This is a genomic window from Lactobacillus sp. WILCCON 0059, assembly GCF_057197985.1.
The window spans coordinates 35,386-58,602 of sequence record NZ_JBUBHN010000001.1; the positions used below are offsets into that span (position 1 = coordinate 35,386).

Here is a 23,217-nt window from a genome sequence, read left to right on the forward strand (position 1 = left end):
TTTGTTTGTTTCTAAAATTAATTCGCGGTCCGGCTTACTTCACGTTGGCAGCCTTGATGTAACGGCCGACGTTGATCCGGTAGTAAGTCTTGCCAGCAATCTTCCGCTTGCCGCCGTAAGTGAAGACTTGCTTGCCCTTCTTCAAGGTAGCAACTGACTTCACCCGCTTGCCCTTGCTGTTGTAAGTCCAAGCATTGTGAACCAGCTTGCGGGCAGTACCGTCAACGTTGTTAGCCTTGATGTACTGGTTGGTCCCGATCTTGTAGTAGTTGCTGCTGCCGATCTTGACGATCCCGCCGATCACGTAAACGTAAGTGTACGCGCTCTTGTAAGCACCGGTTCTCTTGCCGGCGGAAGTGTAGACGTAAGACTTAGACATGATCTTCTTCTTAGTCTTGCTTACAGGTGCTTGACTGGCTGGCGTCTTAGATGAGCTGGAGCTTGATGAAGAACTGGATGATGAGCTTGAGCTGATTGACAGAGGCAGAACTGAGATGTTCCCGTCAACGTTCAGACCCTTCCAGTTTTCAGTGAACTGCCAGATGATGACCCCGTTCATTGACGGGAAGTATGAAAAGTCTGGCGCGTCGATCCGGCCTGAGCTGGTGTAGTAGGCTACCCACAGTGAGTTAGGGTAGCTTGCCGTAACCGTGCTCGTGTTGACCGCGTTGTTCAAAAGGTAAGAACCAGAGTAGAGCAATGGCTGGTAGCCGGCGGCCTTGATCTTCTTCATAAAGGCCATGATGGCGCTGGTGTTGGCACTCTTGCTCCCGCTGGTTGAGTTGCCGCTGCTGGTTTCCCAGTCACAAGCCAGGTATGAGCCTGCTGGCAGGCTGACAGCCTTGGCGCTGGCGATAGCGTAGTCCGCTTCGCTCTTGGCTCTGGATGAGCTGGAACCGAAGTTGGCGAAGTGGTAGGCCATTGGCAACAGGTTGTTGGCCTTGGCGCTGGCTACTTGTGCCTTGGCGTTTGGATTCCGGTAGCTGGTGCCTTCGCTGACTTTGACAATGACGAACTGGGCGCCCGCCTTGCTGTACTTGGTCGTGCTGGTTGGCTGGTAGCTTGACACGTCGACCCCATAAGAACGGCTGCTGGCGCTGGTCGTGCTGGCCTGTGCCAGGCCGGCAAAGCTCATGCTGACAGCTGCCGTCAATGTGGAGACTAATGCAAGCAGTTTAAGGTGTTTAAGCTTCATGTAAGGTACTCCCATTAAAAAATTGTGTTGGCTTCAAATGCTCAAAATAAGTGGTTTATTTTGCAACAATTCTCATTATATAACTGTAATGTTACAAAACCTTGACACAGACTTTTCTAATTTTTAAATAATGTTACAGCTTTTTGGTACTGAAAAGGCTTCACTTTAAGCAGATCGTTTGAGCTTGTCCGCCTGTTTATGTAAAATACCCTTTGTCGTTGTCATGAACCAGCAATATAGATAAGGAAGCGATAGGAAATGCAGATCAGAAAAGCAGAACTGAAAGATTTTGACCAAGTGATGGCGATCCTGCAGGACGGGCGCAACCAGTTGGCGGAAAGCGGGATTGACCAGTGGCAGGGGGACTACCCGAACCCTGACCACGTCCGCGAGGACATCGAGAACGGCTACGCTTACTTGGCCAAGGCCGACGATGGGGAAACCGTCGGGACTTTGACCATCATTCCAGCGCCGGACCACGCTTACGACCAGTTGGACGGCCACTGGCAAGTCGACACGAATGACTACGTCACTGTTCACCGGGTAGCTATCCACTCCGACCATACCGGCCACGGCTATGCCTCACAGCTCTACCAGGCCGTGATCAATTACTTTACCAGCGGCTTCAATGACGTCAAGTCCGTCAGAGTCGACACCCATGAGGACAACCTGCCGATGCAGCACTTGATCGAAAAGAGCGGCTTCAAGCGGGTGGGCACCCTGCACGGGGTCTACCGGGAAAGTGAAATCAGCTACGTCTACGAATTAGTCACGGCTTAAATTATACTTACTAAGTAATAAGTAAACAATATAAGCAAACAGTTTAAAAATAATAGTTGTTTTGAAATTCGTAAGGAAAAGATCATAATTCCATCACAACTATCTTGTATATTAGATTCGTAGCTTGAGGTTGTGGAGAGCCGCAAGTTGCAACATCCAAATTTCTTTTATTTTTCTTTCCTCAATGTAACATTGCATTGAATTTTATACATACACAACACATTCCTAACCAAAGTCAGCTGCTCTTCTAAGCAACTGGCTTTTCTTGTGCTCTGAAAATGAAAACGTGCGTGTTATACTAGTTATTACCAGATTAGAAAAAAGTCAGCACGAATTGCTTTCATATTTTTTAAGCAAGCATATAATAGAGCTTACTGAGCAACAAGGAGGGGCCAAAAGTGAAATCAGTCTTGATCAGTCAAGATCTATCCTGCGTTGGTCAAGTCTCGCTGGCGGTCGCCTTGCCCGTGTTAGGGGCCAGCGGCCTGCAGACCGCGGCTTTGCCAACGGCAATTTTGTCTACGCATACGGGCGGATTCGGGGAGAACACCTTCCTGGACCTGTCGGCCAGTCTGCCAGATATTTGGGCGCACTGGGACAAGGAAAATATCTCTTTTGACGCCATCTATTTGGGCTACCTGGGCCAGGCAGCCAGCCGGGTCTGGGAGAAGGGGCTGGAAGAATACAGCCGGCAGGGGAAACTGATCTTGCTGGACCCGGCCATGGCTGACCACGGCCGTCTCTACCGCGGCTTTGATGACAGCTATGTTGTCCAGATGCAGCGGCTGGCCCGGCAGGCAACGATTTTGACGCCGAACTTGACTGAAGCCTTGCTGCTCTTGAATGAGCCGGTCGACTTTACTGAGGTTGACAGCCACCGGGCCTGCGTGATTACCCAGCGCCTGGCCCAGAAGTTTGCCCTGTCCCAGGTGGTTTTGACCGGGGTGCCCCTGGCCGACAACCGGATTGGGGTTTACGGGCTCAGCCGGGGCGGCCGGGTTTGGGAAAGAACCCAGGACCGGATTCCGCGTAGCTATTTTGGTACCGGGGACCTTTTTGCCAGCTGCCTCTTGGCCGGCCTGCTTCACGGGCTGGACTTGGAGCAGGCGGCTGGCGTGGCCGGAGACTTCGTGGCCAAGGCAATCCTGGCGACTGATTTGGACCAGGACCAGCGCTTCGGCCCTAATTACGCGGCGGCCCTGCCTTGGCTCTTGCGGCAGTTGCAAAATTAGTGCATTGATCATCTATTTTTAGGAGGAGAAGAAAAATGCGCGATGAACAGAATTCTTTAAGAGCAGTCGTGATGACCGGCTTGTTCGCGGCCATGATTTATATCGGCATCTGGGTCCTGCGGATCCCGCTGCCGGCAGTCGTGGGCCGGCCTTTCATCCACTTCGGCAACACCTTGACGGCCGTGGCAATTCTCTACCTGGGCTTCCGCAATGGGGCCTTGGCGGGGATCATCGGCCTGGGCGGCTTTGACATTCTCAACGGCTACGCGGCTACCAGCTGGCTGACCATGCTGGAAGTCGTAGTCGTGGCTGCCGTTTTGTCAGCTGTCTACAAGGGCATGAAGTACAACGACAGCAAGAAGAACATCATTATTTTGGCGGTCATCGCCGGGGTAACCAAGATTTTTACCTCTTACGCGACGACGGTCGTGGAGGCCTTGATGGCCGGGACGGCTTTGCAGCCGGCCCTGGTAGCGGCCTTCTTGAGCCTGCTGGCCACGGTAATCAACTCCTGTTCAACCGCGGTTTGCACGCCAATTCTCTACTTTGCATTGAAAGATATTACCGTCCGCGTCATGAAGCGGGCACACTAAAAGGCTTCCCGGCTGGGAAGCCTTTTTAATTGCCAAAAAGCTGGTCGGCGATTTTGGCCGGCAGGGGATCAGGCAGGACCAGGTCCAGGCCAACCGCGCTCTTGCCCTTGAGCTTAACCTCGCGGACCGTGGCAGGATCAATTTTTGCCGAGCCCAGGTAGTAAAACTTCGGGCCGTAGGCATCAGCCCGCTTGACGAAGACTGGAATCCGGGTGACTTGCTGGCCGGATTCCGTGCCCCGCAAGAGCTGCTGGACTTCCGGAGAAGACAGGTGGCGGGGAGTTCTGGTGTACCAGGCCAGGCGCTGGCCGCGGGCTTGGTTGTCGTAGCGGGCGTTTCTTTGCTCCTGGTCAGTTTTTTGATAAGTGATAAAGACCGGGCAGACGTCACCGGTCAGCCGGTAGCCGTACATGGGCCGGCTGACATCTAGCGGCCAGTTGAGCAGGCGGCAGACCTCCTTGCGGTCGTAAGCCGCGTAAAGGGTGAAGTCTTGCGCTGGGTCTTTTTCTTTGGCGAGGAATAAGCCGGTTTTGACCGCGTCTTTAAAAAGGCGAAGGAAGTCCGGACTGCCTTGGACAATTTTGGAGTTTAAAGACCAGCAGCCGTCTTTTAAGCAGGCGACAGGCTCGCCGCCGTACTTGGCTTTTTGGGTAGTCGAACCGCTTTTGACATCATAAAAGTCCAAGGACAGGATGGCTGCTAGAGATTTTTCCAAGGCGGGTGAGTCGTAGGCCCCGTATTTTTGCAAAAGAGCTTGGAAATCAGTTTGCCTGATTTTGCCTTTTTGCAAAAGAACCTGCAAAAGCAAAAGCTCATGCGGCCGTTGACCCGGGGTCAGTTCCTTGGTAACGAAGGAGAGAAGCTGGCTTTCGTAAGAGGACAGCTGGCAGGGCTGACCCATTTTGGCCAGGAAGGCCCCGTAGTGGGGCAGGGACTTGCTGTCCAGCCAGAGGCGGGGCGAGACTTGGCCTTTTTTGGCAAAATCCAGCAAAAGGGGCGGCCGGCCTAGCTGCTGGGCAAGGTCACCGTAGGCTTCTCGCAGCTGCTTGAGTGAGTCCAGCTTGACCTTGTCCAGGGAGGCTAGGATCTCCTGGCTGGCGATCCGGCTGAAGTTGATGGTGGACAGGCCGGCAAAGCTGACGGTTTGCAGCTGGTATTTCAGCTGGTCGCGGGAGAGCTTTTTCCCGGCTAAGGCCAGGGGAATCAAATAGTTGTTTTGGTAGTTGCCGATGAAGTCCAGGACGGTGACGAAGTCTTGGCCCGGGTAGAGGCGCAGGCCCCGGCCCAGCTGCTGGATGAAGACCGTGGCTGACTGGGTGGCCCGGAGCATGACGATTTGGTTGAGGGCGGGAATGTCCACGCCTTCGTTGAAGAGGTCGACCGTTACCAAGTAGTGAAGGCGGCCGTTTTCCAGGTCCTTGACCGCCTGCCGGCGGACAGCTGGAGAATCCAGGTTGGTCAAGGCCTGGGCTGGCTGGCCCTGGTTCGTGAAAGCTTCTGCCAATTGCCGGGCTTCTTCCTGCCGGCTGCAGAAGACCAGGCCGCAGGGGCGGGGACCGCTATAGCCGTAGTAGTCCAGTTCTTTAAGCAGGTAATTGGCCCGCTCTTTTGTGCCCAGCCAGCGGAGGTCGCTGAAGTCATCAGAAGTCTGGCCGTCAATTTCGTAGTCGCGGATGCCGATATAGTGGAAGGGCGTGAGCATTTTGCTTTCCAGGGCATCGGCCAGGCGGATCTCGTAGGCTAAATTGTAGTCAAAGAGAGCAAAAATATCCTGCTGATCCATCCGCTCCGGCGTGGCCGTCAGGCCCAGGCAAAAGACCGGGCTGAAGTGGCTGAGGACTTTTTGATAGCTGGGGGCGGCGGACCGGTGGGCTTCATCGATCAAGATGTAGTCATAAAAATCAGCAGCCTGACTGGCCAGGAACTGGTCCTGGGAAACGGTCTGGATGGTCGCGAAGGTGTAGCGGGCCTGCTGGTGGCTGGTCCCAGTCAAAAGGGCGAAGTCGCTGTCCTTGCCGCCGATGACTTTTTTGAAGGTCTCCAGGGCCTTGCGGGCAATCTCTTCCCGGTGGACCAGGTAGAGGAAGCGGCGGGGGGCAAAGTCTTTGACCGCTAAAGCCGCCAGGTAGGTCTTGCCTGTCCCGGTAGCGGAAACCACCAGGGCCCGGCGGGCGCCGCTTTTGACTATGGCTTGGAGATTTTTTAGGGCGGCTGCCTGCATCTGGTTGGGAACGATCTTTTCTTGTTTCACGTGTAACACAGGCTTGGCTGGTGGCTGCCAGCTTTTTTCATAGTCGGCCAGCCAGAGGCGGGTCAAGGGCTGGCTTTTGGCCATCAAGTCTGCTAAAGCCGCGGCTAGTTGCTGGGTCAAAGCCGAATCGTTTTGAGAGTCGACCTTGAGGCACCATTCCTGGTTGGCCAGAAGGGCGGATCGGGTGAAGTTGGCGCTGCCGATGACGGCGGTCTGCCAGTCCCCGTGGTCAAAAAGATAGCCCTTGGCGTGGAAGGGGCCGTCTACGATCCGGACTTGTAGATTTGGAATTTTTAAGAGTTCGGCGAAAACCCGGGGCTGGTTGAAGGCCAGGTAGGTCCCGGTGATGATGGTGCCCTGGACTCCGCTGGCTTGCAGGTCTTCCATAACCAGTTTGAAAGCTGGCAGCATGTCGGCGGTAATGAAGGCCACGGTCCAAGTGAATGACTGGCAGGTCAGCAGCTGCCGGCGCAGGGTTTGCCAGATGTTTTCTTGCTGATTGCTGACGAGCCGGGGCGGGCTCAAAGGGGAAAGTTCCATGGAATCGACCTCACTGTGGAAAGATTTTTTACCATCATAACATACGCTGGCAGCAGGGCAGATAGGAAAAGAACTATGTTACATGTGAAACAATCAGCGCTATAATAATAGTGAAAATAATAAAAGCTTTTTTACAGAGGAGTGAACAATGAAAGCGAAGGAAATCCGGGCTTTGGCCCGGGAAAACTTGAAGCAGATCCCGAAGAAGGTCTATATGCCGATGGGTCTGCTGCTGATTGTGGCAAATATCATACCGAATGTCGTTGACCAGGCGACCGATTCCAAGTCGGGAGCCGGAGCCAATATCATCTTTTTCCTTTTGGAAATCGCGGCCGCGCTGTTGACGGCTAACGGCTACATCTTCTTTGACCGCTGGCGGAATAAGATCCAAAAGGGCGGGGAAGAGCCGAATGCCTGGTGCGGCTTGACCGGCCAGCACATTGCTCGCTTGCTCATTTATGGGGTGATTGAAGCCTTGATCATCGGGACCGGGACCGTGGCAATCGCGGCCGCGGTAGTTGGGTCAGCCATTCCGCAAGTGCCGGTGGTGGCAGGCATCATTCTTTTGATCTTGCTGGTCGTTTTGCTGGTCTGGATCGAGCTGCGGCTGACCTATGTTGTCTACGTGATCGACGAAGACGTCCAGGCCGGGCAGAAGCGGTCAGTCTGGGCGGAAATCGGCGTTGGCTGGAAGCTGACCAAGGGCCGGGTCTGGAAGCTGCTCTGTTTGAACCTGTCCTTCTTGGGCTGGTACATTTTAACCGCCTTTACTCTGGGAATTTTGGGGATCTGGCTGATGCCATACTATAATTTGGCAATCGCGGAAACTTATGAGCTGAGCAAGGATGAGAAATATTAATATAGTTAGGACTGACTCAAAGACGCGCTATGGCGCGTCTTTTTTTACGGGCGGGGAAGAATAGCTTATAATTTTTATAGAAAGGACGTGAGGCAGATGGAACAAGCCCTATATATCAGCGAGGTGCACATGGACCTGAACGAGTACACCAGGATGGCCATGAAGGTGACGGAAAAAAGCCGGCGGCGGATCATCATGATCGCGGAAGCAATCTGGATCGCGGCCGGAGCGGTGGCTTTCGCCTTGAAACAGTACGACTTCACGGTCATGTTTGCCCTGGTGATTGCTTTTTACCCAGCGGCAATCGTCTACCTCTATAAGCGGCGGTTGAAGAAAATCTACGCGGGCATGCCGGCCATCAAGGATGACTACGTGCGCTACGAATTTTACCCGGACCACTTTTTGATTTTGACCAACCGGGGGGACGGGGAATACCGCTATGACCAGATCACCCGCTATATTGAAACTGACGAGGAAATCATCATGATGCCGGCTTCAGACCAAGGCATGCTGCTCTTGAAGAAGAACTGCAGCCCGGAACTGATCGATTTTTTGCGGGAGAAATGCCAGCAATAGTTTCACGTGTAACATGGCAAAAGTGGCAAATCCCGGAAAAAGCTGTTAAGATTAAGAAAACAGGCTTTTTAAAAAGGAGCTGGTAAGAAATGAAATTTTCCCATAAATTGAGCGACGCGGTCCACCTGCTGGCCTATATCGAGATTTTTCCCGATGGCGACCTGTCCAGCCGGGCGATCGCAAGCAGTATCGTGACCAATCCCAGCATGGTGCGGAGCCTGATGATGGACCTGCGCAAGGCAGGGCTGTTGAAGACCAAGCAGGGGAGTGCTGAGCCGGAATTGGCCAAGCAGCCGGAAGAAATCAGCCTCTATGATATTTTCGCGGCAGTCGACATGGATCACCACTTGCTGCACGTTGATGAAGACACGGAGCAGAAGTGCCCAGTTGGCGGCAACATTCAAGGGCCGCTGGCCAAGGCCTACGCGGAAGTGGAAGAGGCAGCTTTTGCCAAGATGCGGGAGATCAGCCTGCAGGAAATCGTCAAGCAGATAAAAGAAGAAGGGCAACTTGCCTAATTACGTCAGCGAAAGCTGGCGTTTTTTTATGGGAAAAGGTGTTGACTTTAAAAATACACGTGCTAGAATAATTGTAGATTTAAAAATAACAAGTAAACAAAACAGAGAAAAAAGAAAACTAACGGAGGCAATTATGAAGTACGCTATTTCAGCGGCTACTGGCAACTTTGGCCAGACCGCGGTCAAGAAGCTGGTCGAAGCAGTTGGGGCAGAAAATGTAGTGGCGATCGTCCGCGATGAAGAAAAGGGCAAGAAGCTTTTCCCGGGCGTGGAAATCCGCCAGGCCGACTACGGCGATGAAACAGCTGTAGAAAAGGCTTTGGACGGCGTGGACAAGTTTCTCTTCATTTCTTCTCAGCCAGGCGGGGCAGTAACTAGAGCTGACCAGCACAAGAACGTGGTAGAAGCTGCTAAGAAAGCCGGCGTTGGCTATGTGGCTTACACCAGCTTCCCGAAGGCCAGCGAAAGCGACAACTGGCTGGCAGCTGACCACAAGCTGACGGAAAAGCTGCTTAAGGAGAGCGGGATCAAGCACTCTTTCCTGCGCGACAACTGGTACTTGGAAAACGATCTGTCATTCCTGGCTCCAGGTCCAGCCAACCGTCTTTACTGGGCAAATAATTTTGCCGGCTGGGCACTGGAAAGAGAATACGCGGAAGCAGCGGTCAAGGTTTTGACTAGTGACGATCCAAAGGAAGTTTATGAATTTGCCGGCCCAAAACGGAGCTACGAGGATTTGGCAGCGGCTTTGAACGCGGCAACTGGTGAAGACACTGCAGCTAAGCAGGTCAGCCAGGACGAATACGTGCAGGTCTTGGAAGGCGTGGGCCTGGATCATGACACGGCGGCAATGTACGCCAGCTTCCAGCAGCCAATTGATGATGGCTCATTGACTGAAGAAAGCAGCGACCTGGAAGAAGTTCTGGGTGGCTTGACTCCACTGGACCAGGCAATCAAGGAACTTTTGGCAAAGTAGCTTTGGCGGGGTGCTTTTTCTGAAAAAGCAGGTATAATGTAGGAAAAGTTACTTGTTTTTGAAAAAAGGAGCAGAACAATGCCATTTGTACACATTGAACTCTTGGCTGGCCGTACGCCAGAACAACTGGAAAAGATGATGAAGGACGTGACCCGGGTGATCTCAGAAGACACTGGCGCGCCAAAGGAACACATCTCTGTTATTGTCAGCGAACTTGGCAAGCAGCAGCTGGCTCAAGGCGGCGAATGGAGAGAACCACAAGCCTAAGAATTTGGACTCACCCAGAGCGGGTGGGTCTTTTTTTCGGGAAAATAACAGGTGGGAAATAATGTGCAAAGTGAATCAAGAGAGGAAAAAGGCTAGAGAAACAAAAGGTGAGGGGACTTTTTTAGAAGAAAAAATCTTAGTAAAATTAGTATAAGAACTGACTGAACTCGGTATAAGTTTTGTGATAAGATAATAGATGAAAAGTGAGTAGAAAACAGCGACTGAGGCGAAAGCGGAAGATAAAACGCAACACAGCACAGCGAAGCCAGCACTGACAAGGAAGGGTCAGGGCTGGCTTTTGTTTTCGGAAAGAAAAGAGGGCTGGCGGCTGCTGCGCTGCCGATTTTCCATTACGACTAAATCGTAATAAACAAGAAATCGCGCCAGACCGGCCTTTTAGCGCTGCCGGCTGCAAAAAAAGTTCGAGACACAGATAATGTGTCTCGAACGGAGGTAGTAAAAATGATTACCAGTATCAAACTTTTGGAAGCCAACCAGATCCTGGCCCAGGTCTTGGACAGCGAGAGGGGCAGTGAGATCAACGTCAAGAAGTTCTGCAAGCTGGCTGCCTGCTCCCGGCCAACCTTTTATGCCCACTATGGCAGCATGCGGCAGCTCAGCGCAGAATTGCTATTAAAGAAGCTGGACCAGCATTTGTACTTTGCAAGCGGTGATTACGCCAGCGGCTTAAAGAGACTATTGACCTATATGGAAAAAGACCGCTGTTTCATTTTGAACTTGGTGGCCTTGATTGATGCGGAGAAGGGGAAAGCCAAGGGTAAAGAGTTTGCGGCCCGTTTTCCACGGAAAGTAGAATGGCTGCTGCGAAAGAAGACAGTTTGCTACGTTGATGCCCATTCCTTAAGCGGGGACTATTCGATTAAGACTCTGAATAATGCAGCTCACATTATCTATGCGATCCTGTACGAGTGGCTGGCTGAAGGACTGCATCTAAGCGCGCGGGATGTTTATGACCGCTGCCAATTGGCAATTGAGATTGTCGAAGAACAGACAAATAAGAAAGCGCTTTTGTAATTTGGAAAAGAAAAAGCAAAAAACTTTTAGAAAAAATATCAGCCAAAAAATCACCTTTTTCCGAACAAAGAAAACAGAAAGAAAGCAAAAATGCCAACTACACTTGATATTGCCGAACGAGATCAGGCTCCACCTTATCACAACTCTGCCGGGTGTTCATAATGTAAACCGGATGAAAAGCTTGATTTGACCTTTCAAAAATAACGAGTATACTAATATTTGTTGCCGCGTGAGACAGGAAGTTCTCGCGGAGGCAAAAAAGAAAATATCGAAAACTTGTTGACAAGAATCAAACAAGCGAGTAAGATATAAAACGTTGCGTCACTTGACGCAAGTTGGTACTTTGAAAACTGAACAAAGTTTCGCAGTGTGCGGGTCAAACATTGTTTGATCCAAACAAATAAGCGAAGTCAATTCGCAAGCAAATAATCTGGAGCAGATTAAAAAGGCTCAATTTTCAAATTGAGAGTTTGATCCTGGCTCAGGACGAACGCTGGCGGCGTGCCTAATACATGCAAGTCGAGCGAGCTGAATTCAAAGATTCCTTCGGGATGATTTGTTGGACGCTAGCGGCGGATGGGTGAGTAACACGTGGGCAATCTGCCCTAAAGACTGGGATACCACTTGGAAACAGGTGCTAATACCGGATAACAACATGAATCGCATGATTCAAGTTTGAAAGGCGGCTTTTAGCTGTCACTTTAGGATGAGCCCGCGGCGCATTAGCTAGTTGGTGGGGTAAAGGCCTACCAAGGCAATGATGCGTAGCCGAGTTGAGAGACTGATCGGCCACATTGGGACTGAGACACGGCCCAAACTCCTACGGGAGGCAGCAGTAGGGAATCTTCCACAATGGACGCAAGTCTGATGGAGCAACGCCGCGTGAGTGAAGAAGGTTTTCGGATCGTAAAGCTCTGTTGTTGGTGAAGAAGGATAGAGGCAGTAACTGGTCTTTATTTGACGGTAATCAACCAGAAAGTCACGGCTAACTACGTGCCAGCAGCCGCGGTAATACGTAGGTGGCAAGCGTTGTCCGGATTTATTGGGCGTAAAGCGAGCGCAGGCGGAATGATAAGTCTGATGTGAAAGCCCACGGCTCAACCGTGGAACTGCATCGGAAACTGTCATTCTTGAGTGCAGAAGAGGAGAGTGGAACTCCATGTGTAGCGGTGGAATGCGTAGATATATGGAAGAACACCAGTGGCGAAGGCGGCTCTCTGGTCTGCAACTGACGCTGAGGCTCGAAAGCATGGGTAGCGAACAGGATTAGATACCCTGGTAGTCCATGCCGTAAACGATGAGCGCTAGGTGTTGGGGACTTTCCGGTTCTCAGTGCCGCAGCAAACGCATTAAGCGCTCCGCCTGGGGAGTACGACCGCAAGGTTGAAACTCAAAGGAATTGACGGGGGCCCGCACAAGCGGTGGAGCATGTGGTTTAATTCGAAGCAACGCGAAGAACCTTACCAGGTCTTGACATCCTGTGACAAACTTAGAGATAAGTCTTTCCCTTCGGGGACGCAGTGACAGGTGGTGCATGGCTGTCGTCAGCTCGTGTCGTGAGATGTTGGGTTAAGTCCCGCAACGAGCGCAACCCTTGTCTTTAGTTGCCATCATTAAGTTGGGCACTCTAAAGAGACTGCCGGTGACAAACCGGAGGAAGGTGGGGATGACGTCAAGTCATCATGCCCCTTATGACCTGGGCTACACACGTGCTACAATGGGCAGTACAACGAGAAGCGAACCTGTGAAGGCAAGCGGATCTCTTAAAGCTGTTCTCAGTTCGGACTGCAGGCTGCAACTCGCCTGCACGAAGCTGGAATCGCTAGTAATCGCGGATCAGCACGCCGCGGTGAATACGTTCCCGGGCCTTGTACACACCGCCCGTCACACCATGGAAGTCTGCAATGCCCAAAGTCGGTGGGATAACCATTAGGAGTCAGCCGCCTAAGGCAGGGCAGATGACTGGGGTGAAGTCGTAACAAGGTAGCCGTAGGAGAACCTGCGGCTGGATCACCTCCTTTCTAAGGAAAGACACACAATCAGAGAGTGGGAACACTAATAGACGATTGTGAGTTACGGAAGCACACTGCAAAAGAAACTTTGTTCAGTTTTGAGAGTACCAACTCTCACTTGTACGTTGAAAACTGAATATCTTAATTCCAAGAAAAAACCGAGAATCATTGAGATCAATGAAAACATTGCAAAGCGACCGAGAGAGTTCGAAAGAACAAACTTGCAAGGTCAAGTGAAGAAGGGCGCACGGTGAATGCCTTGGCACTGGAAGCCGATGAAGGACGCGACTAACCGCGAAAGTCTTCGGGGAGCCGTAAGTAGGCTTTGATCCGGAGGTCTCCGAATGGGGGAACCCAGCATGTGCAGACATGCTATTCTTGTGTGAATACATAGCACAAGAAAGGAACACGCAGTGAACTGAAACATCTAAGTAGCTGCAGGAAGAGAAAGAAATATCGATTTCCCAAGTAGCGGCGAGCGAACAGGAAAGAGCCCAAACCGGCAGATTTATCTGCCGGGGTTGTAGGACTGAAACATGGCACTTCAGAGGATAGCAGAAGCGTTTGGGAAGACGCGCCAGAGAGGGTGAGAGCCCCGTAAGCGAAATCCAAAGAAGGCCTATCAGTATCCTGAGTAGGGCGGGACACGTGAAATCCCGTTTGAATCCGCGAGGACCATCTCGCAAGGCTAAATACTAACCAGTGACCGATAGTGAACCAGTACCGTGAGGGAAAGGTGAAAAGAACCCCGGGAGGGGAGTGAAAGAGAACCTGAAACCGTGTGCCTACAAGTAGTCAAAGCCCATTAACGGGTAATGGCGTGCCTTTTGTAGAATGAACCGGCGAGTTGCGTTAGTCAGCAAGGTTAAGTCAGAAAAGACGGAGCCGCAGCGAAAGCGAGTCTGAAGAGGGCGAGCAGTTGGCTGACGCAGACCCGAAACCAAGTGACCTACCCATGACCAGGTTGAAGGCGCGGTAAAACGCGCTGGAGGACCGAACCCACGTAAGTTGAAAATTGCGGGGATGAGTTGTGGGTAGCGGTGAAATTCCAAACGAACTTGGAGATAGCTGGTTCTCTCCGAAATAGCTTTAGGGCTAGCCTCGCAAAGAGGATGCTGGAGGTAGAGCTCTGTTTGGACTAGGGGCCCGTCAAGGGTTACTGAATTCAGATAAACTGCGAATTCCAGACATTTATGTGCGGGAGTCAGACTGCGAGTGATAAGATCCGTAGTCGAAAGGGAAACAGCCCAGATCACCAGTTAAGGTCCCAAAATTCATGCTAAGTGGAAAAGGATGTGGAGTTGCGCAGACAACTAGGACGTTGGCTCAGAAGCAGCCATCATTCAAAGAGTGCGTAATAGCTCACTAGTCGAGTGACGCCGCGCCGAAAATTTACCGGGGCTAAGCATGATACCGAAACTGTGGATGTGCGCAAGCACGTGGTAGGAGAGCGTTCTAGCGGCGGTGAAGCATGACCGAGAGGACATGTGGAGCTTCTAGAAGTGAGAATGCCGGTATGAGTAACGAAAGACAGGTGAGAATCCTGTCCGCCGCAAGACTAAGGTTTCCTGGGGCAGGCTCGTCCGCCCAGGGTAAGTCGGGACCTAAGGCGAGGCCGAGAGGCGTAGTCGATGGACAACAGGTTGAGATTCCTGTACTGCACCGAATCGTTATGAGCGATGGAGGGACGCAGGAGGCTAGCAGCGCGTGGTGCTGGATACCACGTTCAAGCGTCAAGTCTGAGAGCGAGTCAAATGCTTGCTTTCATAAGGACAAGGCGTGATGAGGAGCGAAATTAAAGTAGCGAAGGCTGCGACGTCACACTGCCGAGAAAAGCTTCTAGCCAGAAACGGTGCACCCGTACCGCAAACCGACACAGGTAGTCGAGGAGAGTATCCTCAGGTGAGCGAGAGAACTCTCGTTAAGGAACTCGGCAAAATGGCCCCGTAACTTCGGGAGAAGGGGCGCTGGTCGCAAGATCAGCCGCAGTGAAAAGGCCCAAGCAACTGTTTATCAAAAACACAGGCATCTGCAAAATCGTAAGATGAAGTATAGGTGCTGACACCTGCCCGGTGCTGGAAGGTTAAGAGGAGAGCTTAGCGCAAGCGAAGGTTTGAATTGAAGCCCCAGTAAACGGCGGCCGTAACTATAACGGTCCTAAGGTAGCGAAATTCCTTGTCGGGTAAGTTCCGACCTGCACGAAAGGTGTAATGATTTGGGCACTGTCTCAACGAGAGACTCGGTGAAATTATAATACCCGTGAAGATGCGGGTTACCCGCGACAGGACGGAAAGACCCCATGGAGCTTTACTGCAGTTTAATATTGGGTATCTGTCAAGCATGTACAGGATAGGTAGGAGCCGGAGAAGATAGGACGCCAGTCTTATCTGAGGCGCTGTTGGGATACTACCCTTGCTTGACGGATGCTCTAACTCAGGCCTGTGATCCAGGCCGAGGACAGTGTTTGACGGGCAGTTTGACTGGGGCGGTCGCCTCCTAAAGTGTAACGGAGGCGCCCAAAGGTTCCCTCAGAATGGTTGGAAATCATTCGCAGAGTGTAAAGGTAAAAGGGAGCTTGACTGCGAGAGAGACAACTCGAGCAGGTACGAAAGTAGGGCTTAGTGATCTGGTGGTACCGCATGGAAGGGCCATCACTCAACGGATAAAAGCTACCCTGGGGATAACAGGCTTATCTCCCCCAAGAGTTCACATCGACGGGGAGGTTTGGCACCTCGATGTCGGCTCGTCGCATCCTGGGGCTGAAGTCGGTCCCAAGGGTTGGGCTGTTCGCCCATTAAAGCGGCACGCGAGCTGGGTTCAGAACGTCGTGAGACAGTTCGGTCCCTATCCGTCGTGGGCGCAGGAAATTTGAGAGGAGCTGTCCTTAGTACGAGAGGACCGGGATGGACGCACCGCTGGTGTACCAGTTGTCTTGCCAAAGGCATCGCTGGGTAGCTATGTGCGGACGGGATAAGCGCTGAAAGCATCTAAGTGCGAAGCCCCCCTCAAGATGAGATTTCCCATTTCTTCAAGAAAGTAAGACACCTCAGAGACGATGAGGTAGATAGGCCGGGAGTGGAAGAAGCGTGAGCTTTGGAGCGGACCGGTACTAATCAGTCGAGGACTTGACCAAAAGAGCGAAGCAATGAGGTTTTGACTTGGAAGAGATATTCAGTTTTGAGCGTGCAAGCTCAAGCAAGAGTGCGGTGGCAATGGCAAGAAGGATACACCTGTTCCCATGCCGAACACAGCAGTTAAGCTTCTTAACGCCGAAAGTAGTTGGTGGGAAACTGCCTGCGAGGATAGGAAGCTGCCGCGCGAGACAAGAGTCAGACGGAAGTCTGGCTCTTTTTTGATATATTGAAAACTTTTTAACAAATTTCTGCTGACTTTTTGGCTCTTTTGCTGAATAATTGTTATAGTGGAAAATTAGTTGAGAAGACAAATTTTTTGATTCAAACCGTAAACAGGAGATGAAAGAAATGAGAGAGACCCCGAAATACGTCCTGATCGCCAACCAGCTTAGGCAGGAGATAGCTGAAGGCAAGTACGCTCCAGGCGACCAGTTGCCCCAGGAAATGGCCATTGCCAACGACTTTAACGTCAGCCGGATCACGGTCCGCAACGCCCTGCAGCAGCTGGAAAATGATGGCTTGATCTACCGCATTCAAGGGGCCGGGACCTTCGTCAAGGATTCTGAGACTAATACCGCCAGTCAGCTTGATTATGATGATTTTGAAATCATCGATTTTGACCGCTACCAGGTCAAGCTGCTGGACTTCCGGGTGGCTAAGCCAACCAAGGCCCTGCAGGACAGTCTGGAATTGACCAAGTTCGACCTTTGCTACCAAATCAAGCGGGCAATTTATTATCACAGCGACCTGGTCGGGATTCAGAAGCTGGCCATGCCGGTCAAGGTAGTCCAGGGATTGGGCATGGATGCCTTGACTCAGTCGATCTATACTGTCCTGGAAAATGAGCAGGACTTCAATATCAGCTCAGCTGAACGGGAATATACTCTCGTTGACGCCAATGAAGAACTGGCCAAGGATTTGTCTTGTTCTATCCATGACAAATTGCTGATGGTCGAGCAAAAATCCTACCTGGCCACCCAGCAGATCTTCGAGTATGCTCAAACTTACTTTAAGACCGCTGGTTTCAGCATCAAACGGATTCTCCGCTACAAGCCGACCAAGGCAAAAAGTTAAAGACAAATACAAGAATGCAGAAATTTGTATAACTCCTGCAAACCCTTGAAGGATCAGCCTTCAAGGGTATTTTTTTATCCCTTGGCAAAATATTTGTAATAACAAATCATAAAAGGTATTGACATTATGAAAGGGCTTGCTAGAATATAGAGTGTAAACGTTATCAAGAATTGAATTTGTTAGTACAAATGTTTTTTGGGAGGAATAAGTATTATGACTAAGAAGATTGCGCTTTTCTGCAGCGGTGGTTTTTCAACCAGTTTGGTAGCTAAGAAGATGCAGGACGTCTACACGGCTGAAGGTGCCGACGTCAAGGTTGATGCCTACGACCTGGGCATGGCTGACGAACTTGGCGACGACGTTGATGCAATCGTTCTGGCACCACAAGTTGCCTGGGACGAAGACTCAATGAAGAAGGAACACCCGGACACCAAGGTAGTTGCCTTGACTATGCAGCAATTCGGTTCAATGGATGGGGCAACGATCGTTAAGGCCTTGAAAGAAGAAGGGATCTAATAATGACTGGTTTACAAAAATTCCAGGCCAATTTTACCAAAGTAGCTGGTAAGATCGCGGCCAACAAATTTCTGCTGACCCTGCGTGACTCCTTTATCATCGTAGCGTCCACTTCCATGATCGCTGGTTTCGCGATTATGCTGCAAAACGTCTTCATTGACCCAATCAACGGGCTGATCTTCGGTAAGCAAGGCTTGCAATTGGGCCGGATGATTGCCGGCTCCTGGTCAGCTTGGGAAGCCAATGGCTTCTGCAAGGCTCTGCAGAACTTCGCCAACTTGATCGGCTTGGTCTCAAACGGTTCTTTGAACGTCTTCGCCCTTCTTTTGGTCGTGATCTTCGCCAACACTTTCTCAAGAAAGTACTACCCGAAGTCCAAGGAACACATGACGGACGTCCTCTACGCTTTAGGGGCCTTCTTCATCTGCCTGCCATGGCACTTCTCTTACACGCCAACCGGTTCGAAGAAGGCGATCGATGTTTTGAACTACATCGATACCTCATTCCTGGGTACTAAGGGTGTCTTCGCTGCCCTGCTGATCTCCGCTTCGGCGGTTTGGATCTACAACAAGATGCTGGCCAAGAATATCACCATCAAGATGCCGGACTCAGTTCCGCCAGCCGTTGCCCGCTCTTTTGAATCATTGATTCCGGGGACCGTGACTCTGGGCGTCTACATCATCTTGACTGGCCTTTCAACTACCCTGGCTGGGCAAACCATGCCAGAACTGCTTTTGACGCTTTTGCAAAAGCCGGCTATGGCCATCTCCTCAACTGGTGCCTTCGCCTTTGTTTCTCAAACTACCTGGAGCTTGCTCCAATGGTTCGGGATTCACCCGACTTCCATCTGGGGCCCGATCTTCGGTTTGACCTGGAACATCAATGACACGCAAAACATGCTGGGCCAGGCACACCACATCTACTCAACCCTGTTCATGAACTTCTCAACCATCGCGGCTGGTTCATGTTCAGTAGCCCCAGTTTTGGCCATCAAGCTCTTCTCCAAGAGAGTTGCCGCTAAGAAGATCTCCAACATCGCCTTGATGCCAGCCATCTTCAACATTTCTGAACCAATCACTTTCGGTTTGCCAATCATCATGAACCCGATCTACTTCGTTCCATGGCTGCTTTGCCAACCAGTAGCTTTCTACATCGGTATCTTCTTTACCAAGATCGGCTTCATCGCGCCAATCGTCAACAACGTTCCATGGACGGTGCCAACCCTGATCTCCGGCCTGCTCTACACCGGCAACATCAAGGGCTTGATCGTCCAAGCCATCATCCTCTTCGTATGTACCGCTCTCTACGTGCCATTCGTCAGAATGGACAACCGGCTGAATCCGGACGAGCCAATGGATGAAATGGCTAAGGCTGTTGCTGAATAAGCTAGGAATCAGGATTAATAGAAAAAGAATCAAGAAGGATTTTAATTATGGATGAAAAACAACTTGCCAAGGCAATGCAACTGATTTCTTTCGCCGGCGACTCCAAGTCGGCATCAATCCGGGCCATGAAGGCCGCCGAAGACGGCGACTTTGCCGCCGCTGAAGACTTTTTGAAGCAGGCTCATGACTCCCTGCACCAGGCCCACAACATTCAAACCGCCTGGATGTCAGCTGAAATGGGCGGCGAAGAAGTGGAAAAGTCACTCTTGCTGATCCACTCACAAGACCACTTTATGGCCGCGGACATCATGATGACTGTTGCTGAAAAGCAACTCAATTTGCAAAAAGAAGTCAAAGCTTTGCAGGAAAAACTGCAATAAGATTGCACTAGGTGAAGAAAAATGACGGGCAAACTTTTAGCGGATATTTTTCAAGACGGCATGGTCCTGCCAATTTACAAGGACTTCCGTTTAGGCGGGCAAACCGCCAGCGGAGCAGTAGTTACGGTCAATTTTGCCGGACGCCGCTACCAAGGCAAGGCCGATGAACAAGGCCACTGGCAGCTCCTTCTGCCGGCATATGACAAACAGGAACTGGCTGAACTGACGGTAGTCAGTCACGGGCAGACGCAGACTCTGAAAAATCTGCGCTTTGGCCGGGTGATCCTCCTCAGCGGCCAGTCCAATATCGAATACCGGCTGAAAGATGACGCGGAATTTGCCCAGGCTAAGGCCGCATTAGCAGCTGGAAGCCATCCGAACCTTTACTATTACAACTGCCCGCAGATCGACTACCGTGACCCGGAAACCGGGGCGGTAAAGCCGGATGTGGCTGAAGAAAAATGGCATGAAGTGAATGCCGAAACGGCCGGCGAAATGTCGGCCATCGGCTTTTACTGCCTGGCCAAACTGCAAGAGCTTGACCCAAGCCAAATTTACGCGGCAGTGGACTGCTTCAAAGGTGGTACCTCAGCCTCCAACTGGCTGCCGGTTGACCTTTTGAAGGAAGATCCGGAACTGAAGACGGCCTTTATCGACCCATATGAAGCAGCCGTCAAGGGCAAAAGCTGGGCTGATTTCGACGCTGAAACCGCCAAGTGGCAGGCGGCTGTCGACCAGCACAATGTGGACCTCAAGCAGTACCTGGACCAGCATCCGGAAAGCAGCTTGAGCCAGGCCAAGAATATCGTTGGCCACACGCCATGGCCGCCGCCAATGCGGCCGGACAGCTACCTGCGTCCAGGTGCTCTTTATGAGACGATGGTCAGCCAGATCCAGGATATTACCGTGACCGACTGGGTCTGGTACCAAGGGGAAAACGACACTGACCGGCCAAGATACTACTCCAAACTCCTCAACTTACTGCTTAACACTTGGCGCCGCGTGCTCGCTGACCCCTCTTTGCCAGTCAAGCTGATCCAGCTGCCTGGCTATGCCGACAATCCGGAAAACAGCGTGGCCATGATCCGGCAGACCCAGCTGGAAACAGCTGCCAGCCGACCATACGTTGACCTGGTTTCCATTGCCGACCTGGGCGAGGCCCACAATATTCACCCGACTCACAAGCGGGAAGCCGGCCAGCGGCTGGCCGCCTGCATGTCCGGGGCATCCTACCCGGCAACGCCAACGGCAGTTGCTTTTAAGAAAGAAGCTGGCCGGCTCAGCTTTAAAGTGATCAACAGCTTCCAGCTGGAAGTCACCGGCGAAGTCAAAGTCAGCTTTTTGACCAAGGACAATTGGCAGCCATATCAAACTGTCAAGGTCCAGGTTAAGGGGCAAGAAGTCAGCCTGGATTGCCCAGATGACGCGTTAGGTCTGCGTTATGGCTACGCCAACTATCCGGACTTGGCGGTCTATAATGAACTCGGTGCTCCTTTAGCACCATTTGAAACAAAACTATAAATAAACACTCTAAAACTTTTTCAAGCTAAAGATCCTCGAAAAAACAAAAGACATATTTTTTAAAACTACTAGACATACTCTTTACGCAAGCGTATAATGTGTTTTGTAAGCGATAACACATATCCGTGAAGAGAAGTTCTAGGAGGTAATTAGAATGGCTGAAAAAACGATTATGCTGTGCTGCTCAGCAGGGATGAGTACCAGTATGCTGGTTAAAAAGATGCAAGAAGCTGCCGCTAAGGACGGCTTGGACTACGAAATCTTTGCCTGTCCAGCAGCTGAAGCTGATTCAAACCTGGAAAACAAGAACATCTCCTGCATCTTGCTTGGGCCGCAAGTCCGCTACATGCTGGCTGACTTCCAAAAGAAGGTTGAAGGCACCGATGTTCCGGTCGATGTCATTGACATGGCTGCTTACGGCATGATGAACGGAGAAAAGGTTGTTCAACAAGCTACTAAGGTAATGAGCAAGTAAAGAGCTTTTGCGTTTGTAAATCGAGGAAAAAGTGATGAGTACAGAAACTACAAAGCAGGGTGGATTCAGTGCTTTTGTCAATCAAAAGATTCTGCCACCAATCATGAAGTTTGTTAACACGAAGGCCGTCAAGGCTATCCAAGACGGGATGGTCTACTCGCTGCCATTTATCATTATTGGGTCGATCTTCTTGATCATGTCCAACTTCCCAATTCCGGCAGTTTCCCAGGCCTTGTCCGACAGCGGCTGGTCAGCCTTCTTTAGCCAGGCTTACACGGCCAGTTTCGGGATGATCTCCGTTTGGTCAGTTGTCGGGATTGCCTATGTCTATGTCAAGAATGAAAAAGTTGAGCCTCTCCCGGCCGCTTTGACTGCTCTGTCAGCCTTCCTGCTTTTGCAGTTCATGCAGGTCGACAGCCCGCTTAAGTCAGCTGAAGCCAGCGGCATCAGCAACGCGGCCGGCAAGGTTGTCTTGTCAGGCTCAGCCGTGGCCCAGAACATCGACAAATTGCCGCATGCTCTGCAGACCTTCCTGGCTTCGCCAGTCACTAACGTTTTGAACATTACCTGGTTTGGCGGCCAAGGGATGGTTGCTGCCATCATCATCGGCCTTTTGGTCGGCTGGAGCTACAGCGCCATGATGAAGAAGGGCTGGAAGATCAAGCTGCCAGAACAAGTGCCATCCAGCGTTTCCAAGCAGTTCTCAGCCATGATTCCAGCCGGTGTTGACTTGACTGCCTGCATGCTGCTGTTTGCTGCCTTCAAGACTTTTGGCAACACTGACATGCTGCAATGGATCTACCAAGTTCTGGAAATGCCGATGCAGGGTCTGTCTGACTCATGGGGCGGGGCCATCGTTATCGGCCTGGCCGTACCATTCTTCTGGTTCTTTGGCGTTCACGGCGGTTTGATCGTCGGTTCAGTTGCCGGCGCCTTCCTTCTGCCAAACACCGCGGCCAACGCTGCTTTGTACCACGCGGGCAAATTGTCTGTTGCCCAAGGGGCTCACGTTATTACCAACGAATTCTACAACAACTTCATCAACTTGACCGGTTCTGGTATCACTATCGGTTTGGTTGTCTTCACGGTTTGGTTCGCCAAGTCCCAGCAGATGAAGGCAATTGGTAAGATCGAACTCGTACCGTCAATCTTCAACATCAACGAACCATTCCTGTTCGGTTTGCCACTGGTTATGAACCCATTCCTGGCCGTGCCATTCTTCTGCGTGCCGCTGATCGTCAGCCTGTCAACTTACGGCTTGATCCGCTACGGCATCCTGCCACCGCTTAACGGTGTTGCGGCACCATGGACCACGCCAGCTGTTCTGTCTGGTTTCTTCATCGGCGGCTGGAAGATTGCCATCTGGCAGTTCTGCGTTTTGGTAATTTCAACTTTGGTTTACTTCCCATTTGCCAAGCGTTACGACCAAGTTTTGCTGAAGCGGGAACAAGAAAACGCTGAAGCTGAAGCAAAGGCGTAAATCGACGATAATTTAGATTGAAAAAGGTTAAAAATAATGAGTGAAGAAGAACAAACTATGCAGTCCGTCATGGGCTTGATCGTCAACGCCGGCAATGCCCGGGCTTTTGCCAAGGAAGCCATTGACGCGGCTCACGAAGGTGATTTTGAAAAGGCACACGGCAAGCTTAAGGAAGCCAACAACGCCTTGGTAGATGCTCACAACTCGCAAACTGCCATGCTGACCAAGGAAGCCAGCGGTGAACATATCCAGCTGACCTTGCTGGTTGTGCACTCGCAAGACCACTTGATGACCGCGATTACTTACATCGACCTGGCAAATGAACTGGTTTCCGTCTACGAAAAGATGGCAGAAAAGAAGTAAATCCAGCTGGCGACAAGAACTGAAAACATGTGGCTCATAGTTGAAAGATGTCGTC

Annotated in this window: 18 protein-coding genes, 3 rRNA genes and 1 pseudogene; 20 read left to right on the top strand and 2 right to left on the bottom strand. The window is 51.4% G+C overall.

Annotated features, from left to right (window positions below):
• Positions 1-34 precede the first annotated feature (34 nt).
• A complete protein-coding gene (locus tag ACYVUT_RS00190; RefSeq protein WP_484499344.1) occupies positions 35-1,195 on the bottom strand; it encodes an SLAP domain-containing protein in 1,161 nt (386 codons plus the stop codon).
• Between the two features lie 258 nt (positions 1,196-1,453).
• On the opposite strand from ACYVUT_RS00190, the gene ACYVUT_RS00195 reads away from it, so the two are divergent.
• From ACYVUT_RS00195 to ACYVUT_RS00205, 3 genes are all read left to right on the top strand, one after another.
• The gene (locus ACYVUT_RS00195) at positions 1,454-1,975 is read left to right on the top strand and encodes a GNAT family N-acetyltransferase (RefSeq protein ID WP_484499343.1); all 522 of its coding nucleotides are present in this window, start codon (positions 1,454-1,456) and stop codon (positions 1,973-1,975) included.
• Between the two features lie 398 nt (positions 1,976-2,373).
• Entirely contained in the window at positions 2,374-3,207 is an 834-nt protein-coding gene (locus tag ACYVUT_RS00200) for a pyridoxamine kinase (protein WP_484499342.1), read from the top strand.
• Positions 3,208-3,242: 35 nt separating this feature from the next.
• Positions 3,243-3,800 carry an ECF transporter S component gene (locus ACYVUT_RS00205; RefSeq protein ID WP_439775045.1) on the top strand — a complete coding sequence of 186 codons (558 nt, stop codon included), beginning with the start codon at positions 3,243-3,245 and terminating at the stop codon, positions 3,798-3,800.
• Between the two features lie 25 nt (positions 3,801-3,825).
• Here ACYVUT_RS00205 and ACYVUT_RS00210 read toward each other — a convergent pair whose 3' ends face one another.
• Positions 3,826-6,591 carry a DEAD/DEAH box helicase gene (locus tag ACYVUT_RS00210; RefSeq protein ID WP_484499341.1) on the bottom strand — a complete coding sequence of 922 codons (2,766 nt, stop codon included), beginning with the start codon at positions 6,589-6,591 and terminating at the stop codon, positions 3,826-3,828.
• A gap of 148 nt (positions 6,592-6,739) precedes the next feature.
• Between ACYVUT_RS00210 and ACYVUT_RS00215 the strand changes: the two genes are divergently transcribed.
• The 17 genes and pseudogenes from ACYVUT_RS00215 to ACYVUT_RS00295 all read left to right on the top strand — a co-directional run bounded on the left by ACYVUT_RS00215 (position 6,740) and on the right by ACYVUT_RS00295 (position 23,162).
• Positions 6,740-7,450 (top strand): DUF975 family protein, encoded by a 711-nt coding sequence (locus ACYVUT_RS00215; RefSeq protein WP_439775738.1) that lies wholly within the window; start codon positions 6,740-6,742, stop codon positions 7,448-7,450.
• A 96-nt stretch (positions 7,451-7,546) separates the two neighbouring features.
• The gene (locus ACYVUT_RS00220) at positions 7,547-8,026 is read left to right on the top strand and encodes a YcxB family protein (protein WP_439775737.1); all 480 of its coding nucleotides are present in this window, start codon (positions 7,547-7,549) and stop codon (positions 8,024-8,026) included.
• A gap of 89 nt (positions 8,027-8,115) precedes the next feature.
• The gene (locus ACYVUT_RS00225; protein ID WP_439775736.1) at positions 8,116-8,544 is read left to right on the top strand and encodes an Rrf2 family transcriptional regulator; all 429 of its coding nucleotides are present in this window, start codon (positions 8,116-8,118) and stop codon (positions 8,542-8,544) included.
• Between the two features lie 133 nt (positions 8,545-8,677).
• Positions 8,678-9,520, top strand: a complete 843-nt coding sequence (locus tag ACYVUT_RS00230) for an NAD(P)H-binding protein (protein ID WP_484499339.1) — start codon at positions 8,678-8,680, stop codon at positions 9,518-9,520.
• Between the two features lie 75 nt (positions 9,521-9,595).
• A pseudogene (locus tag ACYVUT_RS00235) lies at positions 9,596-9,787 on the top strand (2-hydroxymuconate tautomerase); the annotation flags it as partial.
• Positions 9,788-10,249: 462 nt separating this feature from the next.
• Entirely contained in the window at positions 10,250-10,822 is a 573-nt protein-coding gene (locus ACYVUT_RS00240) for a hypothetical protein (protein WP_439775734.1), read from the top strand.
• Between the two features lie 458 nt (positions 10,823-11,280).
• Positions 11,281-12,843 (top strand): 16S ribosomal RNA (locus ACYVUT_RS00245).
• 218 nt (positions 12,844-13,061) lie between these two features.
• A 23S ribosomal RNA gene (locus ACYVUT_RS00250) occupies positions 13,062-15,967 on the top strand.
• A 69-nt stretch (positions 15,968-16,036) separates the two neighbouring features.
• Positions 16,037-16,153, top strand: a 5S ribosomal RNA gene (rrf, locus tag ACYVUT_RS00255).
• The 16S, 23S and 5S rRNA genes sit together here, the layout of an rRNA operon.
• A 163-nt stretch (positions 16,154-16,316) precedes the next feature.
• Positions 16,317-17,042 carry a GntR family transcriptional regulator gene (locus tag ACYVUT_RS00260; RefSeq protein ID WP_439776307.1) on the top strand — a complete coding sequence of 242 codons (726 nt, stop codon included), beginning with the start codon at positions 16,317-16,319 and terminating at the stop codon, positions 17,040-17,042.
• Positions 17,043-17,255: 213 nt separating this feature from the next.
• Positions 17,256-17,558 carry a PTS sugar transporter subunit IIB gene (locus ACYVUT_RS00265; protein ID WP_439776308.1) on the top strand — a complete coding sequence of 101 codons (303 nt, stop codon included), beginning with the start codon at positions 17,256-17,258 and terminating at the stop codon, positions 17,556-17,558.
• Between the two features lie 2 nt (positions 17,559-17,560).
• Positions 17,561-18,943 (top strand): PTS sugar transporter subunit IIC, encoded by a 1,383-nt coding sequence (locus ACYVUT_RS00270; protein WP_439776309.1) that lies wholly within the window; start codon positions 17,561-17,563, stop codon positions 18,941-18,943.
• 47 nt (positions 18,944-18,990) lie between these two features.
• A complete protein-coding gene (locus ACYVUT_RS00275) occupies positions 18,991-19,323 on the top strand; it encodes a PTS lactose/cellobiose transporter subunit IIA (RefSeq protein ID WP_439776310.1) in 333 nt (110 codons plus the stop codon).
• 21 nt (positions 19,324-19,344) lie between these two features.
• Positions 19,345-20,844, top strand: coding sequence for a sialate O-acetylesterase (locus tag ACYVUT_RS00280; protein WP_439776311.1), 1,500 nt, complete (start codon positions 19,345-19,347; stop codon positions 20,842-20,844).
• A 154-nt stretch (positions 20,845-20,998) separates the two neighbouring features.
• Positions 20,999-21,319, top strand: a complete 321-nt coding sequence (locus ACYVUT_RS00285) for a PTS sugar transporter subunit IIB (protein WP_484501324.1) — start codon at positions 20,999-21,001, stop codon at positions 21,317-21,319.
• Between the two features lie 34 nt (positions 21,320-21,353).
• Positions 21,354-22,799 (top strand): PTS sugar transporter subunit IIC, encoded by a 1,446-nt coding sequence (locus ACYVUT_RS00290; protein WP_484501325.1) that lies wholly within the window; start codon positions 21,354-21,356, stop codon positions 22,797-22,799.
• A gap of 36 nt (positions 22,800-22,835) precedes the next feature.
• On the top strand, positions 22,836-23,162 hold the full coding sequence (locus tag ACYVUT_RS00295) for a PTS lactose/cellobiose transporter subunit IIA (RefSeq protein WP_439776289.1): 327 nt from the start codon (positions 22,836-22,838) through the stop codon (positions 23,160-23,162).
• The last annotated feature ends 55 nt before the right edge of the window (positions 23,163-23,217 follow it).

Bases quoted from the DNA above. Each gene is read 5' to 3' on its own strand.
- ACYVUT_RS00240 (WP_439775734.1), top strand. From the start codon at position 10,250: ATGATTACCAGTATCAAACTTTTGGAAGCCAACCAGATCCTGGCCCAG.
- ACYVUT_RS00210 (WP_484499341.1), bottom strand. From the start codon at position 6,591: ATGGAACTTTCCCCTTTGAGCCCGCCCCGGCTCGTCAGCAATCAGCAA.
- ACYVUT_RS00275 (WP_439776310.1), top strand. From the start codon at position 18,991: ATGGATGAAAAACAACTTGCCAAGGCAATGCAACTGATTTCTTTCGCC.
- ACYVUT_RS00225 (WP_439775736.1), top strand. From the start codon at position 8,116: ATGAAATTTTCCCATAAATTGAGCGACGCGGTCCACCTGCTGGCCTAT.
- ACYVUT_RS00285 (WP_484501324.1), top strand. From the start codon at position 20,999: ATGGCTGAAAAAACGATTATGCTGTGCTGCTCAGCAGGGATGAGTACC.
- ACYVUT_RS00230 (WP_484499339.1), top strand. From the start codon at position 8,678: ATGAAGTACGCTATTTCAGCGGCTACTGGCAACTTTGGCCAGACCGCG.
- ACYVUT_RS00280 (WP_439776311.1), top strand. From the start codon at position 19,345: ATGACGGGCAAACTTTTAGCGGATATTTTTCAAGACGGCATGGTCCTG.
- ACYVUT_RS00195 (WP_484499343.1), top strand. From the start codon at position 1,454: ATGCAGATCAGAAAAGCAGAACTGAAAGATTTTGACCAAGTGATGGCG.
- ACYVUT_RS00220 (WP_439775737.1), top strand. From the start codon at position 7,547: ATGGAACAAGCCCTATATATCAGCGAGGTGCACATGGACCTGAACGAG.
- ACYVUT_RS00215 (WP_439775738.1), top strand. From the start codon at position 6,740: ATGAAAGCGAAGGAAATCCGGGCTTTGGCCCGGGAAAACTTGAAGCAG.
- ACYVUT_RS00190 (WP_484499344.1), bottom strand. From the start codon at position 1,195: ATGAAGCTTAAACACCTTAAACTGCTTGCATTAGTCTCCACATTGACG.
- ACYVUT_RS00295 (WP_439776289.1), top strand. From the start codon at position 22,836: ATGAGTGAAGAAGAACAAACTATGCAGTCCGTCATGGGCTTGATCGTC.
- ACYVUT_RS00290 (WP_484501325.1), top strand. From the start codon at position 21,354: ATGAGTACAGAAACTACAAAGCAGGGTGGATTCAGTGCTTTTGTCAAT.
- ACYVUT_RS00260 (WP_439776307.1), top strand. From the start codon at position 16,317: ATGAGAGAGACCCCGAAATACGTCCTGATCGCCAACCAGCTTAGGCAG.
- ACYVUT_RS00270 (WP_439776309.1), top strand. From the start codon at position 17,561: ATGACTGGTTTACAAAAATTCCAGGCCAATTTTACCAAAGTAGCTGGT.
- ACYVUT_RS00265 (WP_439776308.1), top strand. From the start codon at position 17,256: ATGACTAAGAAGATTGCGCTTTTCTGCAGCGGTGGTTTTTCAACCAGT.
- ACYVUT_RS00205 (WP_439775045.1), top strand. From the start codon at position 3,243: ATGCGCGATGAACAGAATTCTTTAAGAGCAGTCGTGATGACCGGCTTG.